The sequence below is a fragment of the Chitinophaga silvisoli genome (assembly GCF_003412465.1).
Taxonomy (GTDB): domain Bacteria; phylum Bacteroidota; class Bacteroidia; order Chitinophagales; family Chitinophagaceae; genus Chitinophaga; species Chitinophaga silvisoli.
In genome coordinates this window covers 112,765-130,812 of the sequence record NZ_QTJV01000010.1, presented here as the reverse complement: position 1 = coordinate 130,812, position 18,048 = coordinate 112,765, and the positions used below count along the sequence as shown (strand labels likewise).

Annotated in this window: 13 protein-coding genes; 6 read left to right on the top strand and 7 right to left on the bottom strand. The window is 46.3% G+C overall.

Annotated features, from left to right (window positions below; translation table 11 throughout):
* Nucleotides 1–22 precede the first annotated feature (22 nt).
* Nucleotides 23–763 carry a copper homeostasis protein CutC gene (locus DXN04_RS24850; RefSeq protein ID WP_116856112.1) on the top strand — a complete coding sequence of 247 codons (741 nt, stop codon included), beginning with the start codon at nt 23–25 and terminating at the stop codon, nt 761–763.
* 66 nt (nt 764–829) lie between these two features.
* Here the strand turns inward: DXN04_RS24850 and DXN04_RS24845 are convergent, their stop codons facing one another.
* The 4 genes from DXN04_RS24845 to DXN04_RS24830 form a co-directional block, all read right to left on the bottom strand.
* The gene (locus tag DXN04_RS24845) at nt 830–2,299 is read right to left on the bottom strand and encodes a RagB/SusD family nutrient uptake outer membrane protein (protein ID WP_116856111.1); all 1,470 of its coding nucleotides are present in this window, start codon (nt 2,297–2,299) and stop codon (nt 830–832) included.
* A 14-nt stretch (nt 2,300–2,313) separates the two neighbouring features.
* Nucleotides 2,314–5,733: a TonB-dependent receptor gene (locus DXN04_RS24840; protein WP_233525679.1), complete on the bottom strand. Its 3,420-nt coding sequence runs from the start codon at nt 5,731–5,733 to the stop codon at nt 2,314–2,316.
* Between the two features lie 306 nt (nt 5,734–6,039).
* Nucleotides 6,040–7,086: a FecR family protein gene (locus DXN04_RS24835; RefSeq protein ID WP_116856109.1), complete on the bottom strand. Its 1,047-nt coding sequence runs from the start codon at nt 7,084–7,086 to the stop codon at nt 6,040–6,042.
* Between the two features lie 139 nt (nt 7,087–7,225).
* Nucleotides 7,226–7,762, bottom strand: a complete 537-nt coding sequence (locus DXN04_RS24830; protein ID WP_233525678.1) for an RNA polymerase sigma-70 factor — start codon at nt 7,760–7,762, stop codon at nt 7,226–7,228.
* Nucleotides 7,763–8,093: 331 nt separating this feature from the next.
* On the opposite strand from DXN04_RS24830, the gene nagB reads away from it, so the two are divergent.
* The 4 genes from nagB (at nt 8,094) to DXN04_RS24810 (ending at nt 12,986) form a co-directional block, all read left to right on the top strand.
* Complete coding sequence (nagB, locus tag DXN04_RS24825) at nt 8,094–10,019, top strand: glucosamine-6-phosphate deaminase (RefSeq protein ID WP_116856107.1); 1,926 nt, start codon at nt 8,094–8,096, stop codon at nt 10,017–10,019.
* 314 nt (nt 10,020–10,333) lie between these two features.
* Entirely contained in the window at nt 10,334–11,221 is an 888-nt protein-coding gene (locus DXN04_RS24820) for a class I SAM-dependent methyltransferase (protein WP_116856106.1), read from the top strand.
* 4 nt (nt 11,222–11,225) lie between these two features.
* Entirely contained in the window at nt 11,226–11,906 is a 681-nt protein-coding gene (locus tag DXN04_RS24815; protein ID WP_116856105.1) for a type 1 glutamine amidotransferase, read from the top strand.
* A gap of 123 nt (nt 11,907–12,029) precedes the next feature.
* Nucleotides 12,030–12,986 carry a YpdA family putative bacillithiol disulfide reductase gene (locus tag DXN04_RS24810; protein WP_116856104.1) on the top strand — a complete coding sequence of 319 codons (957 nt, stop codon included), beginning with the start codon at nt 12,030–12,032 and terminating at the stop codon, nt 12,984–12,986.
* 38 nt (nt 12,987–13,024) lie between these two features.
* On the opposite strand, the gene murB is transcribed toward DXN04_RS24810, so the two are convergent.
* Entirely contained in the window at nt 13,025–14,041 is a 1,017-nt protein-coding gene (gene murB / locus DXN04_RS24805) for a UDP-N-acetylmuramate dehydrogenase (protein WP_116856103.1), read from the bottom strand.
* Nucleotides 14,042–14,089: 48 nt separating this feature from the next.
* On the opposite strand from murB, the gene DXN04_RS24800 reads away from it, so the two are divergent.
* Nucleotides 14,090–14,791, top strand: coding sequence for an NAD(P)H-binding protein (locus DXN04_RS24800; RefSeq protein WP_116856102.1), 702 nt, complete (start codon nt 14,090–14,092; stop codon nt 14,789–14,791).
* Here the strand turns inward: DXN04_RS24800 and priA are convergent.
* Nucleotides 14,763–17,210, bottom strand: coding sequence for a replication restart helicase PriA (gene priA, locus DXN04_RS24795; protein WP_116856101.1), 2,448 nt, complete (start codon nt 17,208–17,210; stop codon nt 14,763–14,765). The genes DXN04_RS24800 and priA overlap by 29 nt on opposite strands.
* Nucleotides 17,207–17,950 (bottom strand): lysophospholipid acyltransferase family protein, encoded by a 744-nt coding sequence (locus DXN04_RS24790; protein ID WP_116856100.1) that lies wholly within the window; start codon nt 17,948–17,950, stop codon nt 17,207–17,209. The genes priA and DXN04_RS24790 overlap by 4 nt, the downstream gene beginning before the upstream one ends.
* Nucleotides 17,951–18,048 lie beyond the last annotated feature (98 nt).

Genomic DNA, 18,048 nt, shown 5'->3' with positions numbered 1-18,048 from the left:
ACAAGCTCCCTATCAATAAGACATGATTACACTTGAAATATGTGCGGGTTCAGTAGCCTCCTGTATCGCAGCACAGGAAGGTGGTGCTAAACGTATAGAACTGTGTGACAACCTCCTGGAAGGCGGTACCACTCCCAGCTATGCCACCATTGCCCTGGCACGCGAAAAGGTGAATATTGACCTCTATCCTATCATCCGCCCGCGTGGTGGCGATTTCCTGTACGATGACCTGGAATATGCTACTATGCAAAAAGACATCCAGCTCTGCAAAGAACTGGGTTGCAATGGCGTGGTGATCGGCTTGCTGACCGCGGATGGCAAGGTGGATATACCCCGTACCAAAGCACTCGTAGAACTGGCATGGCCCCTGGGAGTCACCTTTCACCGCGCTTTTGATATGACGGCCGATCCTATGCAGGCGCTGGAAGACGTGATCAGCACAGGCTGTGAGCGGATCCTCACCTCCGGCCAGCGAAATACCGCTATCGAAGGTACTGAGCTCCTGAAAACGCTGGTTGAAAAATCAGCAGGTCGTATTGCCATCATGGTGGGTTCCGGCGTAAGAGCGAATAACATCGCTGCCCTGATCCAGGCTACCGGTGCCACAGAGTTTCACACCACCGCCAAAGGCTATAATGAAAGCAGGATGGTGTACAGGAACCCCAATGTGAGTATGGGAGGTATACCAGGCGTGCCTGAATATGGCATCTCACAAACACAGGTGGATGAAGTGAAGAAAATATTAACGCTGGCAAATAAATAGCCAGGCAAAAAAAAGAGGATGCTCATTACTTTGAGCATCCTCTTTTTTTATTACCAAATAGGCTTATTATAAATCGTTTTGTATAACCGCCTTATTCGCATTTATTTCATCCTGCGGGATCAGGAACTGCCACTGCTTATCCCCCGCTGGCATCGTCATCAGGCCACTGGTCAATGTAGTACTATGATTCGCCCCTGTTCTGTCCAGCGCTGCATTCATACGCTTCAGGTCAAAGAACCTGAACCCTTCTCCCCACAACTCAATCCGGCGCTGAAACAGGATCTCCTTCAATAATGCATCCCCGGTACTGGTGCTCTTTACATAACCGGGATCCCTGTTCACCGCTAAGGTATACAATACATCTGCCGCTGCGGCATCCTGCCCCATTCTTGCATCTGCCTCCGCCTCTATCAGGTACATTTCTGCTGCACGCATAATCGGTACATCCCCGATACTGCTGCTGGAACTGGCTGCCAGGAACTTCTTATTCATATATGGTTTCAGTAAGCCGCCTGAAGGCACCGTTACACCACTGCCATCCACACTCCACATCTTTTTACGTACATCCGTAGCACTGATCTGATTGTACAAAGTGCTGTTAATCGCTTTAGGATTCGTGCGGATATTGGTTGAGTTGAAGTTACAGGACATAAAAGCAAAAAAGGAATAAAAATAGCTGGTCTGCTCAGAAATCTGGTGACTGCCCCACATCCATTCACTGTTAGTATAGTCATTGAAACCAGCCTGGTAACTTGCATTCGTCATCAGCGTATAACCGGCCTTTGCCTCCGCTGCATATTTAGCAGCATCTGCCCAGTGTTGCTGTGTCAGGGCAATACGGGCTTTAATCCCTTTAGCTGTATTCACATTGATATGAGACTTATTATTCGGCGCAGATGCAACCGTCAAATCAGCAATCGCTGAATCAGCATCCATGTTCATTTGTTTATACACTTCTTCTACCGTAGCTCTTGGCTGGCCCTCTGTTACGTTTGTAGTCAATACCGGCACACCTAATTGTGTATTACCCCCGCTGCCATCATAGCGGATGGCAAAGTACTGTACCAGGTTCCACATGGCCCAGGCCCTGTAAGCATAAGCCTGTCCCTTGATGTTCTTCCTGTCACTTTCTGATCCAACCGCCCCGTCTATATTATTGATGATCATATTCGCATTGGAAATGATTTTATAATAAAAGAGGTAGCTATATTTCAATAAGGAGGCAGAAGAATTACGATGCATAGTCCACTTGTAGGTCGGATTATACCAGCTATTGCCTGCAGCCGTCATCACCAGGTCCTCACCCAGCATGTCGTTTATAATCATCATACTTCCCTGGCCGCCCTGATCCTGATTATCATATTGCTTGTAGAGGGAGCGGTGAATACCATTGATGGCATTCCAGGCATTGTCAACAGTAGTAAATACCTGGTCAGAAGCATAACTGTCTGTAGGCATCGTATCCAGGTAATCCTTCTTGCACGCTGAAAAAGAAAATAAGGCCGCAGCAGAAAGTATATATATAAAGTTCTTCATTAGTCAATCCTGTTTTAGAGTGAAACATTAATACCAAAAGTCACAATGCGGGAAGGCACATATCCGTTTGAAGTCACACCAGTATATGACTGGGTGATATTCATGCCTTTCCGTGCAGAGAACATCGCCAGGTTTTCACCACTTACAAATACATTTACAGCATCCAGGTGCAATCTTGAAATGGTACGTTTGGATAAAGTATAACCCAGTGATACCCTTCTCAGGTTCAGGAACGAAGCGTCTGTAAGCCAGCGGTCAGAAGTGGCACTGGCCAGGTTAGTTGTTTCAGATGCATCCATTCTTGGTACATTTGTTTTATCGCCTGCTTTCTGCCAGCGTTTCAGCGCATCTTTATGCAATGCAGTACCATAAGTACTTTCATGCATCAATGCCGCGTAAGTGGCATCATATACTTTGCCACCGATCTGGTAACTTAACAGGAATGACAATTCAAAATTCTTATATGTCAGGGTATTGGTAATACCACCATATACATCAGGTATAGCAGAACCTGCATAGTGGTATTTGGCATTATTGATATTGGTCGTAACCGTGTCTCCTGACTTTAACACCCAGGTATTCGAAGTATCGGTCAGCGCCTGTGCCCTGAACAAAGGAGAACCCGTAGCTTCATTCACACCTTTGTATTCGCGCAGCCAGTAATCGTACATGCCATGCCCTTCGGTCAGTTTCTTGGTGCCGCTGATGATCTCACTGCTAGGCAGTTTGGTCACCTTGTTTTTGTAGGTAGTGGCATTTACATCTATTCTCCATTTGAAATCTTTTACCTTCAGCACATCTGCACCGATGTTTACTTCAATACCCCGGTTGTACATCGTACCGATGTTAGCATATTGTTCGGTCACACCACTGGATAAAGGTAATGGTACGCTAAACAGGAGGTTGCTTGACTGGCGGTGGAAATATTCCACGCTACCTGTAATACGTTGCTTGAGGACACCAAAATCCACCCCCACATCATAGGTTTTATTCTGTTCCCACTGCAGCTTACTGCCAATTGAGCTCTGCAACATACCTGCTTCATCTGCATTTGAATAAGGTTCGTACAATGCCTGCCATGCATAGTAAATTGCATTTTCATTCGCATCCAGCAGGGCATCATTACCGACTACGCCATAGGATGCACGTAATTTCAGGAGGTCAATAAAACTGATATTTTTGATGAAGTTTTCACCATCCATTCTCCAGGCTGCACCAATTGAATAGAAGTTACCCCAGCGCAGGTCATTGGAGAAACGGCTGGTTCCATCCCGGCGGAATGAACCGGACAGGAAATATTTATCATCGTAACTATAATTCAACCTGGATAAATAACCTTCTGTACGGTATTTCACCTGGTAAGAATAAAGACTGTTGGTCGTCGTAAAGTTGATCAGTTCAGAATTGCCTGCATCGAGAATGATGTTCTGACGGGAGCCATACAACAGGTCCCTGGTCAGGTCATAATTTTCATGGCCTACCAGTGCTTCCACCCTGTGTTTGCCAAATGAATGTCCATAGTTCAGCAGTTCATTCATAGTGAACCCCACTCTCATCAGGTTCTCACGGGAAGCCCTGCCGGCAGGAGCCCCGTCACCTACAGTTGTGTTATCATAAGTACCATAGAGGGTGTTGGTGATATCTACACTTAGATTGGTTGTGAATTTAAAGTCACGCAGAAAACTGATTTCTCCAAATGTTCTGGCAGATAAGTTATTACGTTTGAAATTGTTGTCGTTGTATTCTGTTTCCGCAATCACATGCCGGCCAGGATAAGCACCACTCGGACGGGCTTTCAGACCATATGCTGTCATATTACCCAGGTCATACATTTTATTACCATTGTCGTCCAGCAGGTAATCGCCGGTAGCGGGATCGTGGGCATATACAGGATAAATAGGTCCTATGTTGCGGGCAAAGTTGAATGGATTGACATAAGAAGTACTACCATCCGTATTTGCCTGGTTGGAAGTAATATAGCTTCCGTTGGCATTAATACCTGTTTTAAACCATTTCAGGGGCTGTGTATTCAGGTTGATACGACCAGTCACACGCTGGAAATCGGACTTGTTCACGAATCCTTTTTCTTTCACATATCCCAGGGAGATGAGGTAATCGCTCTTCTCACTGTTGCCATTGAAATTAACGTTGTAATCTCCACGGACACCCGTGCGTTGAATAGCTTTTTCCCAATCCAGGTCTTCTGCATAGCGCAGTTTGGCATTGGGATTCAGTTTTCCATCTGTGCCTACAATCTCATTGTTGGCTACATTGAAAGGATTATAAGCCAGTTGCTCGAAGATTCCTTCTTTTCCAGCCACCTGTCCTGCAGCAATAGCACTTGCATCGCTCAGGGAATAATTACTTTTCAGCAATGAGTTGCGATATGCTTCCCACATGAGCGGGTAATATTCCTCTGCACTGACACGATCGTACTCAGGTAAACCACGGCTGGTTACGCCCTGCATAGCCCTGATGCTGATATGATTACCTCTTTGCTTTCCTTTTTTGGTCGTGATCATGACTACGCCATTTGCGGCGCGGGCTCCATACAAGGCAGAGGAGGCAGCATCTTTCAGCAGGGAAATACTTTCTATATCGTTGGCATTAATGCTTGAAATATCACCGGAATAGGGAACACCATCCACCACGTACAGGGGCTCACTGCTGGCATTGATAGAACCGATACCACGTATACGGATGCTGGGGCCATCACCCGGCTGACCAGAACCTGCATTTACCTGTACACCCGGGGCTGCGCCTTCCAGTGCATTAAATGCATTGGTGACAGGCCTGCTTTCCAGGGTTTTCCCTTCCACCTGTGCCAGGGAGCCGGTAAAGGTTTTGCGGTTGGCCGTACCATAGGCAATCACCACCACTTCATTCAGGCCTTTTGTATCCAGGACCATGGTTACATTCACAGTCGAACGGCCTTTTACCGGCACTTCCTGATCTAAATAACCTACGTAGCTAATCACCAGGGTAGCGGTAGTAGGTGCTTCCAGCTGGAATTCACCATTGGCATTGGTGACAGTGCCTTTGCCTGTTTTAGCAATCCTTACACTTACACCCGGCAGTGGTGCTCCGGAAGCATCCGTGATAAGCCCTTTCACCGGATTATCGGCTATCACCTGCGAGCCGGGAGCAATACCCACCAACTTTCCTGACATCACCTTGAAAGTGAGACCGGTATGGGTCAGTGCCTGTTCCAGCACCTTTTCCAGTGGTTGATTATCTACGTTGACAGTAACTTTTTCATCAGTGGCAATCAGGTCATTGCTGTATACAAACCGGTAATCACTTTCCCTTTCAATCAGCTTAAGTAGCCTGGCCAGCTTAATTTCCTCCAGATTTAATGTGAACCGCTGCTGCGAATAAACATTCGCAGACACCTGCATACAGGTCAGCAATATCACCGTAAAGGCCAGTTTCATGACAAAAAAAACTTTTAAAACAGATTCAGGTTTTGGTAAAAAAGACAGAAGTCTGGTTTTTTCCATACTTTTAGATTGATTAAAGGTCAATAAAATACAGGACCAGCCTCATCGCCAAATGAAGCAGCCGGTAACTGTAATGATCTTGGTTGAAGGGGGAATGTTCGTAGCATTTCCCCTTTTCATTTCATGTTGTAATTAGAAACAGGTATGTGTTTACATCAAAAATGCATACTGCGGTTTAGTTTTTATGAGATATTAAGTTCAATAGTTATAAGCAAAAATTTGGTTGATATGACCCTTAGGCTATCGTTTTATAATGACCTGCTTTTTATCGATATGATAATGGAACATGGATGAAAACTGCAATGCATCCAGTGTCTGTTCAACTGTTTCATTGGCGAAGGTGCCGGTGAACCGGTAATTCTTCACTGCGGAATCCTGGAATATGATGTGTACATCGAACCAGCGTTCCATTTTTATTGCGATGTCTTCAAATCTTTCATTGTTGAAAATGAGATAGTTCTCTTTCCATGCGGTTTCAACCACCAGGCTGTCCTTCGGATTGATACGGACCTCACTCAACGTATATTGTTCTTTGCCTGTTGTCGCTGTATTTGAGGGTGCAATGACTGCTGCTTCCTGGTTCGGCAACACGATCTTTTGATTAGGTGCCAGTATGATTTTTTCAGGCTTGTCTCCTTTGATCGTCACTTCTACTTTACCCTGGATGAGGGAGGTTTCCACCGTTTTATCGTCCCTGTACGATCTTACATTGAATGTTGTGCCCAATACAGTGATATCCATCTTGCGGGTATGAATCAAAAATGGCCTGTTTTCATCTTTTTGTACATCAAAAAAAGCCTCTCCTTCCAGTACTACTTCACGGCTGTCAGACTTGCCATAGTCGTAATTCAGTTTACTGCCTACGTTCAGCCATACGACCGAACCATCCGGCAGGGTAATCTTTGAGCGGGAGCCATGCCTGGTTGACACCTCGCTGGACAGTAGTTCATGGCCCGGGTACCTTTGCCCCGATCCCGGCCAGATGCCCCATATGACAATACCGGCGATGAGGATACTGGCGGCTACTGCCATGCTGCGGAAAAGCACCCGTTTAGGTTGTTTTGCCTGTATGGCAGGTGACTGGATCAATTTCATGTGCTTTTCCAATGCCTCTTCAACCCCTGTAACCGGATCAGGGGTCTTCAGCGATATCTCCTTCATCAGAGAAGCATAGTACCTTAAAGCCGGGTCATCTTTCAGTAACATTTCCAGTTCCCGCAATTCATCAAGGGTTGCTTCCCCCGAAATTTTCCTTGCCAGTAATAACCAGATTCTACTTTGATCCATATAAAAAATAAAAGGCTTCAATTATCAGGACACAGAAAATGAAAGAATCCACTAAAGGAAATTCAATTTTTTTTAAAAAAAGTTGAAATGAATGCTGGTAAAGGGTTTAACCCGGCGGGCAGACAATAAACTATCTTACTTATCCCTGGAAAGGCAGGTATAATTTTAGGGATTCACTGATCTTTTTGCCGGCAATGGCCATTTGTACGTCAACCGTATTGACGGAGATGTCTAAGATACGGGCTACTTCTTTATATTTTAATCCGTCTTCCCGGACCAGTTTAAAGATGATCTTACACCTGGGAGGCAGGTTATTTACCGCTTCGCTTATTTTTTTAGCCATTTCGCCGGAGATCAGGAGCTGCTCCGGGCTTCGGTCTCCGGCACTCATTTCCACATCCAGTTCGTCAAGACTAAAGTGAGGTAACTTTTGCCTGTTCAGGTAATTCAGGGAAAGGTTTTTCGCTGCCACATACAGGTATACTTTCAGGCTGGCAATCTCTAAGAGCCGCTCCCGGTTCTTCCAGACGTTCACAAATACGTCTGAAGCAATTTCCTCTGCCGGCTCCATCGATTTTACAATTGTATATGCAAACTTGCTAAGCGGCTTATAAAATAACCTGAATAATTGCCGGTAGGCATCTTCATCACCTGTAGCGACCCTTCCGGCTAACATGCTTATAGTGGCCTCATCTATCATTGCTCCCTGCTCCCCTGGATTAGTTGTAGTGTAAGTTCATAAGACGGTTAAAATTAGTTAAGAAGAATGAAAACTCCCACTTAATATTTGACCGGCAGTGCATGATTTCGAAATAATTCAGGCTGACAGCTGGCTGCCCCCTGATACCTTTTTCTCATTTTTTAATACAAATGCTACAAGCGTACCTTATACATTTATGATTTTTGTCGTTTCTGCTTAAACAAGCACAAAAATTCTACCTCCGTAAGAAGATTTTTTTTAATTTTCGGTCTCGTTTTTAAACCGCATCTAATCCAAATTAACAATCATGACGCTAAATCATCAGGAAATTGAACTGATTGACAGTTTCGAACAAATAGCCGTGGATATATATCCTACCGCTAAAGACGGTTCCAAAGCAGTGGCACAGGAAATAGCAGCATTGATCAAAGCAAGACAGGCCGCTAACCAAAAGGTAGTATTAGGCCTGGCTACCGGCTCTACTCCAAAGTATCTTTATGCTGAACTTGTCCGCCTTCACAAAGAAGAAGGTCTGAGTTTCAAAAACGTGATCACTTTCAATCTGGATGAATACTATCCGATCGAACCAGATGCGCTGCAGAGCTACAACAGGTTCATGAAGGAACAACTGTTCAACCATGTTGACATTCCTTTAGAAAACACCCACGTACCAGATGGTACCATTCCAAAGGAAAAAGTGAAAGAATTCGCAGCTGAATATGAAGCAAAAATTGAAGCTGCCGGTGGTATTGACCTGCAAATTCTCGGTATTGGTACCAATGGCCATATCGGGTTTAATGAACCAGGATCTGCCATCAACTCCCACACCCGCCTCGTAACCCTGGACAACTCCACAAGAATGGCCAATGCATTCGAGTTTTCCAATATGAGCCTGGTACCCCGTCTTGCTGTAACAATGGGTCTGAGCACCATTTTCAAGGCAAAACGTGTAGTACTGCTGGCATGGGGTTCTCATAAATCAAAGATCGTTCAGCGCTCTGTAGAAGGTCACAGCACTGACCAGGTGCCAGCTTCCCTGCTGCAACAGCACCCTGACTGCAAATTCGTAATCGATGAGCAGGCGGCAGAAGACCTGACCCGTAACAAGGAGCCATGGCTGACAGGTGACTGCGAATGGACACCTAAACTGCGTCGTAAAGCAGTAACCAACCTCGCCCTGAAGCTGAACAAACCAATCCTGATGCTGACTGACCGTGATTACAACGAAAATGGTCTGAATGACCTGATCGTTCAATACGGTTCTGCATACGAATTAAATATCGAAGAGTTCAATGGTCTCCGTGATACCATCACCGGATGGCCAGGTGGTAAGCCAGGTGCACAGTTGCCCAGCCACCCGGAACGTTCTGAGCCACTGAAAAAACGTGTGCTGATCTTCTCCCCTCACCCTGATGATGACATCATCTCCATGGGTGGTACCTTCATCCGCCTGCACGAACAGGGTCATGATGTACACGTAGCTTACCAGACTTCAGGTAACATCGCCGTGACTGACGAGTTCGTACTGCGCTATATCGACTTCGCAGTAGGCTTTGAAGATATGTTCGGCATCGACCGTAGCAAGAGCTCCCAGGTACTGGCGGATGCCAAGGCATTCCTGGCCAGCAAGAAACCTTCCCAGAAGGATTCTCCTGAGATCCGCGCTATCAAAGGCCTGATCCGTCGTGGTGAAGCGAAAGCTACCTGCCGCTATGTAGGTATTCCTGAAGAAAATATCCACTACAATAACCTGCCTTTCTACGAAACAGGCCTGATCGAAAAAGCACCTGCCAGCCAGGCTGATATCGATATCACCAAAGAACTGATTCGTAAGGTTAAACCACACCAGATCTATTGTGCCGGTGACCTCGCCGATCCACATGGTACCCACAAAGTATGTCTGGAAATCATCTTCGCTGCACTGGATCAGCTGAAACACGAAGAATATATGAAGGATTGTTGGGTATGGCTGTACAAAGGTGCATGGCAGGAGTGGAAGATCAATGAGATCGAAATGGCAGTGCCAATGAGCCCTGACCAGGTAAGACAAAAACGCCTGGGTATCTTCATCCACCAGAGCCAGAAAGACGTCGTGCCATTCCAGGGTACCGATAGCCGTGAGTTCTGGGAAAGAGCAGAAGATCGTAACGCAGATACTGCAAACCTGTACGACCAGTTAGGTTTACAGAAGTATGCGGCGATGGAAGCCTTCGTAAGGTATCATTTCATGTAAGAATTTGCTTGCTATACGAAAAGGGTGATTGGGCAACCAGTCACCCTTTTTTATTACACTACGTACTCTGCAATAACCTTCGTCTAAACACTCCCTACGTATAGCCTTATTATTGAATAGCCTCTCCTACCCCTCATTCCCAACAAATAAAAAGGACTCCTTTCAATTTTTGCACCATTTAATTTTGATACTTTCATTTTCAAAATGAAAATATTCTTTACATTTATAAATCAAAAATTTCAACCAATTCTGTATTTCCCGAAGACCTTATTTCCACAAATCAATTGATTGTCATCTATTAAATTGTTACCAATATGAGACTGCTCCTCGCCAGCAGATCCGCCGCTTACCTGGCCCTATTCCGTGCCATTGCATCAAACAGACTTCCAAGCCAACGGCGTTATCTTTTCAATGACCCATTTGCCAAATATTTCCTGCCACCCAATCTTCGCATGCTTGCCAGTCTGGCTGCCGTACCAGGACTCAACTACATCATCAGCAAAATGCTTGACTCCCGCTTTTCAGGTGCCCTCAGCTCCTGCCTGGCCCGAACGCGGCTCATCGATGTAATGATCCTTGAAACGATCCACAACTATGGCATCAATCAACTTATCCTCTTCGGTGCCGGCTATGATTGCCGCATTCACCGGCTCGATTTTAAAACCAAACTCGCATTTGTAGAAATCGATCATCCCGGTCTGCAGGAAGCAAAAAGAAATGTACTTGAACACCTGAAACAAAAACCTACTGAATTTATTGACTATATCTCCGTGGATTTCAGCAATCAACAACTGGAAACCACCATTCCCCATCACCTGCTCAAACATCATTACAAGACTTTACTCGTCTGGGAAGGTGTGACCAATTCACTCACAATTCCTATTGCTGATAAGCTCTTCCAATATTTCAGTAAATTTACAAGCGGCACCAGGATTATTTTCATCTATATCGATGACAAAGTCCTTACCCATACCCAATCTTTCTTAGGTACAGCGATTTCTCCAAAAGAATTGCGGCAGCAACAGGAGTTCTGGAACTTCGGAATGGCCCCTTCCAAAATGAAACAATTCCTGGCAGGCTATAATATGGACCTGCTCTATGACGTTGATGCTGATAATTACAGACATGCCTGCTTTGGCAAAAGCGCTGACAAAATGAATGGATTGGAATACTACAGGGTAGTAATGGCCGTAGTAAAATAAAGTTATGCATATACACATCTTCATGCATGTGCCCTTTGAAGGCCCGGGATGCATTATTGACTGGATAAATTCCAGGGCACATGAAGTCACCTACACACACTGGTATCGACACCCCACTCCACCGGCTGCGACCGATTTCGATTTCCTCGTTGTAATGGGAGGCCCCATGGGTATTCATGATGAAAGCGAATATCCCTGGCTGGCGGTAGAAAAAGCCATCATCAGACAAGCCATTCATGACCAAAAACCGGTGCTCGGCATTTGCCTGGGCGCTCAGCTCATTGCACATGTACTGGGTGCAAATGTGTATGCGAATGAGCAAAAGGAAATAGGCTGGTATCCCGTGCAGTTTAGTCCCTCATCACCGGTGAAAGGACTGCCGCAGGAAATGAGGGTATTTCACTGGCATGGAGATACTTTCGATCTGCCTGCAGGAGCTGCAGGATTTGCTGCTTCAGCAGCGACACCCAATCAGGCCTTTGTATATAAGGAAAAGGTGATTGCCCTGCAGTTTCATTTTGAGGTGACACAGGAAAGCCTGGACAGTATGGTGCAGCATGGAGAAGAAGAGCTGGTGGCAGCACCTTATGTGCAGGACAGGGGACTGATACAGGATCTGGCCGAATTTATCCCGGAGAATAATGAGCTGATGTATGGCGTGCTGGATTATTTGACGGCTGAGTAGCTATGGAATTAAACTGAGGAGCGATGGAATTAAATGGATGAGGAGCTATAAAATTACATGGCGGAATAACTATGGAATTAAATGGCTCAATAGCTCCCCCGATTATTTCGTATTTTTACCCTCATGGAAAAGTACGATATCCTGATTGTTGGCGCTGGTCCTATAGGACTGGCATGTGGACTCGCAGCACAAAAGGCCGGATTAACCTACCTCATCATAGAAAAAGGCTGCCTTACCAACTCACTTTACAACTACCCGCTCTACATGACCTTCTTCTCCACTTCTGAGAAGCTGGAAATCGGAGGCATTCCCTGGGTCTCTATCAGTGCCAAACCCATTCGCCCTGAGGCACTTGAATACTACCGCCGCGTAGCGGTGTCAAATAAGCTGCAGGTTCGCCTGTTCGAACAGGTGGAAAGCATTACCCCGGGGTATACTATTAAAACCAGTAAAGCAACTTATACAGCTGATAATGTCATTATCGCCACAGGCTTTTACGACATCCCGAATATGCTGCATATTCCGGGGGAAGAACTGCCAAAAGTAACACACTATTATAAGGATCCTCATTTTTATGCTACCCAAAAGGTGCTGGTGGTAGGTGCCAATAACTCCTCTGTGGATGCAGCACTGGAAACCTATCGCAAAGGTGCAGATGTGACCATGGTGATCCGGGAAGGCGAAATTGGAAAACGGGTGAAATACTGGGTAAAACCGGATATTGAGAATCGTATTGCAGAAGGGTCGATCAAGGTTTACTATCATTCTAACCTGAAGGCAATCAGGGAGCGGGAAGTGGATATCCTGACACCGGAGGGCATGGTGACGATTGAGAATGATTATGTATTGGCGCTGACAGGTTATCAGCCGAATTTTGGCTTTTTGGAAAAGGCAGGAATTCAGTTGTCAGCTGATGAGATGCGCAGACCAAAATATAATCCTGATACGATGGAGACAAATATGCCGGGGATATACCTCGCGGGTGTAGTTTGTGGTGGTATGGATACCGGGGTATGGTTCATCGAGAATTCAAGAGATCATGCGGATAAAATCGTTGCGAATATCTTAAGTAAAAAATAAGGTCCCACAAAGCGGGACCTTATTTTTTGCGGATTTTTTTAAATAATATTCACTTCCCTTTCCAGCAAGACCCCAAACTTCTCCTCCACACTATCCAGCACTTTCTGCGATAAATCATAAATCTCCCCACCTTTCGCTTCCCCATAATTCACCAGCACCAGCGCCTGCTTTGCATGTACCCCTGCATCTCCTTCCCTGTATCCCTTCCATCCACACTGCTCTATCAGCCACCCGGCCGCCAGCTTAAACTGATCTCCTTCTACCGGATACGCCACTACATTCGGATACGCCGTCTTAATCCGTTCATAATCCCCTGCCGTCACTGTCGGGTTCTTAAAGAAACTTCCCGCATTCCCAATCTTCGCAGGATCAGGCAACTTGGAAGACCTGATATTGATCACCGCCTGGCTTATAGCCTGGATACTCAGGTCCTTTACCCCCATCACATTCAACTCCGCCTCTATCGCCCCATAACTGGTATTGAACTGCGGATGCTTACTCAGTTTATAGGTGACTGACAGGATCGCAAACTGTCCCTTGTATTTATGTTTAAACACACTCTCCCTATATCCAAACCGGCAATCTTCCTTTGTAAAGCTCACCACCTCTTTTTCTTCCAGGTGCAAGGCTTCCAATGAATGAAATGTATCCTTGATCTCCACCCCATAGGCCCCGATATTCTGCATGGGACTCGCCCCCACATTACCCGGGATCAAAGACAGGTTCTCCAATCCGCCCCTGTTATGCTTTATATTCTCCATTACAAACCCATGCCAGCTCTCCCCGGCACCCGCTTTCACATATACATAATCGTCATCCTCCCCTACTACGTCAATCCCCTTTATCCCATTCTTCAGGATCACCCCGTCAAAATCTTTCGTAAAGAGCACATTACTTCCTCCTCCCAGGATCATGCGGGGCAGGTCCCTGAACTGTGGAGCACTCAACAGCTCCCGCAACTCATCAGCATTGGAAAAACCAGCAAAGTACCTGGACCGGGCAGCAATGCCAAACGTATTATAAGGCCGGAGCAAAACATTTTCAGAAATCAGCATATGGTCGTAAATTTATAAACACACATTACTGACAAAGATAACAAAAGCATGTCTCAAACAGCCGTAGTAATAGGAGCTACCGGGTTGACCGGTAGTAACCTGGTCACCCTGCTCCTGCACGATGATCGTTTCAGCAAGGTAAAAGTGCTGCTGCGTACTCCTTCGCTCAAGCAGCGCCCGGGCCTGGAACCGGTGATTGTTGACTTCAACGATGAGGAAGGCTTAGCCCAGGCACTCACCGGCGATGCCGTCTTTTGCTGTATCGGCACTACCATCCGCCAGGCCGGCAGCCAGGAGCAATTCAGGGAAGTGGATTTCGGTATCCCTGTACGTTGTGCCACCATCGCCCGCAGGCAGGGTGTGAAGCAGTTCCTGCTGATGTCAAGCATTGGTGCGAACGCGGCTTCAAAAACCTTCTACCTGCGTACCAAAGGCGAAACAGAGAATGCGATCATGGCATTGGCCTTCCCTGGCTATCACATATTCAGGCCTTCTATCCTGGTAGGTGCGAGAAAAGAATTCAGGTTCGGGGAATGGTTTGGATATATCCTCACCAGTTTATTTTTCTTTTTCCTGCTGGGAAAATGGAAAAAGTACAGGGCAATCAAGGCAGAAAATGTGGCACGGGGAATGATCTATGCAGCCACCAATACACCTAATGGCGCACATATTTATGAGTCAGATAAAATAAAGGAAATGGCAAACTGGGAGAAGGAAAGGATTATACGTAATCCACATCAGGCACAATAAAGACACTCCTGAACTGCTTTTCTGCCAACAATTTAATAAACGTTTCTCTCAGCAATTGCTTCGTTTGTGCAATCACTTTAGTATCTCTCGGTAGCTTGATCATCATCTCCTGCAGGTAATAATTCCTTACCCTGCCTACCAATGGCGCTGCCGGCCCTACCAGGTGTGGCCCGATATGCGGCCTTAACCAGTTAGCCAATACCATCGCGGCCTGCTCCACTACTTTCTGGTCTTTATGTTTCAAAGTCAGCTTTAGCAAACGGAAGAAGGGTGGATACCCAAAGTTCTGCCGCTCTGCAATCTCCGCTGCATACATGGCCTTATAATCATGAATGGTTACATAGTGCAAAATAGGGTGCTGTGTACGGTAAGCCTGGATCAACACCTTGCCCTTGCCATGCTTACGGCCGGCACGGCCACTCACCTGCTCCATCAGCTGGAAGGCTCTTTCATTCACCCTGAAATCAGGGAAGCCCAGCAGGTTGTCCGCACTCAGGATGCCTACCAAACTCACATTCTCAAAGTCCAGTCCTTTCACCACCATCTGTGTACCCACGAGAATATCAATCTCCTGGTTCTCCAGCAGCTGGATCATTTTATTATGACTATCCTTGTTTCGCACAGCATCCATATCCATACGGGCGATGCGTGCTTTGGGGAACAATTCCTGCAAATCGGTTTCAATCTTTTCCGTTCCAAAACTCTTCGTTACCAGCGACTGACTGCCACAGGCTGCACAGGTATGCACGTAAGGATAACGGGTACCGCAGTAATGACAGGTCAGCTGATCCTGGTGCCTGTGATAGGTAAGCGATACATCACAATTCTTACAGGTCGGAATCCAGCCACAGGTAGTACACATCATGAATGGGGCATACCCTCTCCTGTTCTGGAACAGGATCACCTGTTTACCCTGTGCGATGGTACTATGCACCGCCTGAATCAACTGCGGTGAAAAGTTTTCCTGCATCTGTTTTTCTGCCTGCACCTTCTTTACATCTACAATCTCGATCTCCGGCATTTCGAGTCCGCCAAAGCGTTCGCTCAGCTCCACCAATCCATACTTGCCCTGGGTGGCATTAAAATACGACTCCAGCGAAGGAGTGGCAGAACCTAACAAAACCTTTGCTTTAAAAAGACCGGCATAGTAAATAGCTGCATCCCTGGCATGATAACGGGGAGCAGGATCCTGCTGTTTATAAGAGGGATCATGCTCTTCGTCGAGAATGATCAGGCCCAGGTCATGGAAAGGCAGGAGCAGGCTGGAACGCGCGCCCAACAGGATGCTCAGCTCACCACTCTTTACTTTGTGCCATATTTCTACCCGCTCATTGTTATTGAAACGGGAGTGATAAATACCGATTTTATTCCCAAAATGCTTTTGCAGCCGGCGTACAATCTGCGCAGTGAGTGCAATCTCCGGCAGCAGGTAGAGTACCTGCTTGCCATTGGCAATGTACTCTTCAATCAGCTTGATGTACAACTGCGTTTTACCGCTGGAGGTGACACCATGCAATAGCGTAACCGGTTTCTGTTCAAAGCTGCTTCTTATATCCTGCAGGGCTTTATCCTGTGCAGGACTCAAAGTGAAATCTATCTGTACATCTACCTTGCCGCCACCGGGCACGCGGTCTACCACTCTCTTTTCAATCCACACGATTTCCTTATCCACCAGGCCTTTCAGTTGGGCGGCAGAGGCACCTGATTTTTTGAGCAGTTCGCTTTGCAGCACACTTCCCTGTGTCTTTACCAGGTGCAGGTAAGCCAGCAGCAATTCCATTTGCTTGGGGGCTTTGCCCATTGTATTGAAAAGGTTAGCCAGTTCTTCCTCTGCTTCGTAGCGGGCATGGAGCTGAACGTAGTTTTCCTTTTTTTCTTTATATACTTCTTTCAGCTCTTCGTAGATCAGCAGTACCTGCTTTTCGATCAGTTTTTTGATCACAGACAGTACTTCCAGCTTGTCGAGAATGAGCTGCACTTCTTCAATACGGAGTTCTTTGCGGATGTGCAGTGCTTCTGCAATCAGGTATTCATCATCATCCAGGTCCGTGAAATCATCGCCATAGGCTTCGTTGAAGAGCAGGACCGTTTCGCTGGAGAGTTTGAGGTGTGCAGGCAGGGCGGCATTGAGCACTTCCCCTTCACTACACATATAGTAGGCTGCCAGCCATTCCCAGAAGGAAAGCTGGGTAGGATACACTACCGGGTCTTTGTCCAGAAGGTCCAGCAATGGTTTTGTTTTGTAATCAGGCGGGGCCAGTTCGTGAATGGCTTTTACCACACCGGCATACTTCTTCTGGCGGCCTAACTGCACAGCCACGCGGCTGCCCACTTTCAGCGTGTCCAGCATATGATCAGGTACTGCATAAGTGTAATTCTTAGGCAGTGCTAATGGAAGTATGACATCGGCAAATTTCATCGGTAACTTAACAATTCTTTTTCCATGATATCAAACACCTGTTGTTTCAGCGCCGGCAGATCTTCCATGGTCATACCTGCTACACTCACAGGCGGCAGGTATACAATGCGGCAGCGGCCAGGGTTGAGGTGCTGAACTTTAGAACGAGGCAGGCGGTCCTTACAATCCAGGTATAATACAGGTTGCAGGGCGGTCTGGGTCTCAATCGCTATGCGGAAAGCCCCGTTATGAAAAGATGTGAGGGGCTTATCAGTATCGTTGGTAGTACCTTCAGGAAAGATGAGGATAGACACCCCTTCCCTGATGGTAGCAATGAGTTCGCGCACGCTCCGGGAGCGGGCTTTTGCATCAGAACGGTCTACAGGTACAACGGCATGCTTATAGATAAAACCAAACAGGGGTATTTTCTGCATTTCGATTTTGCCCAGGGGGCGGAAAGGCAGACGCATAACACCAACTGCCAGCGCAGCATCGAGGTAGGTACTGTGATTTACGACATAGATGAAAGGAGTCTTGTCTTTACGATCGTATTTATAGATTCTTTTGACAAAGATCCCTACGGCAGGGAACCAGGTGCGTGACCAGAACCACAGGAAATAGTAGATTACATTTCCACCTCTGATTCTACCTAAAAAGGAGGCAAGGAAGATAAATGGAAGTATGAGTAACATGACCCCTACAAAGATAATTGAGGCATACAGGATATACACCCATTGAATTGGTTTTAGCAAAAGCTTCATGATATTTGCCTGTCGTTTTTTCTCAGATGCAAGCCTGAAAATTACAGTTAATTGTGTAAAGATGGAGAATTTTTATTTTATGATAATGCCTGCGGCAG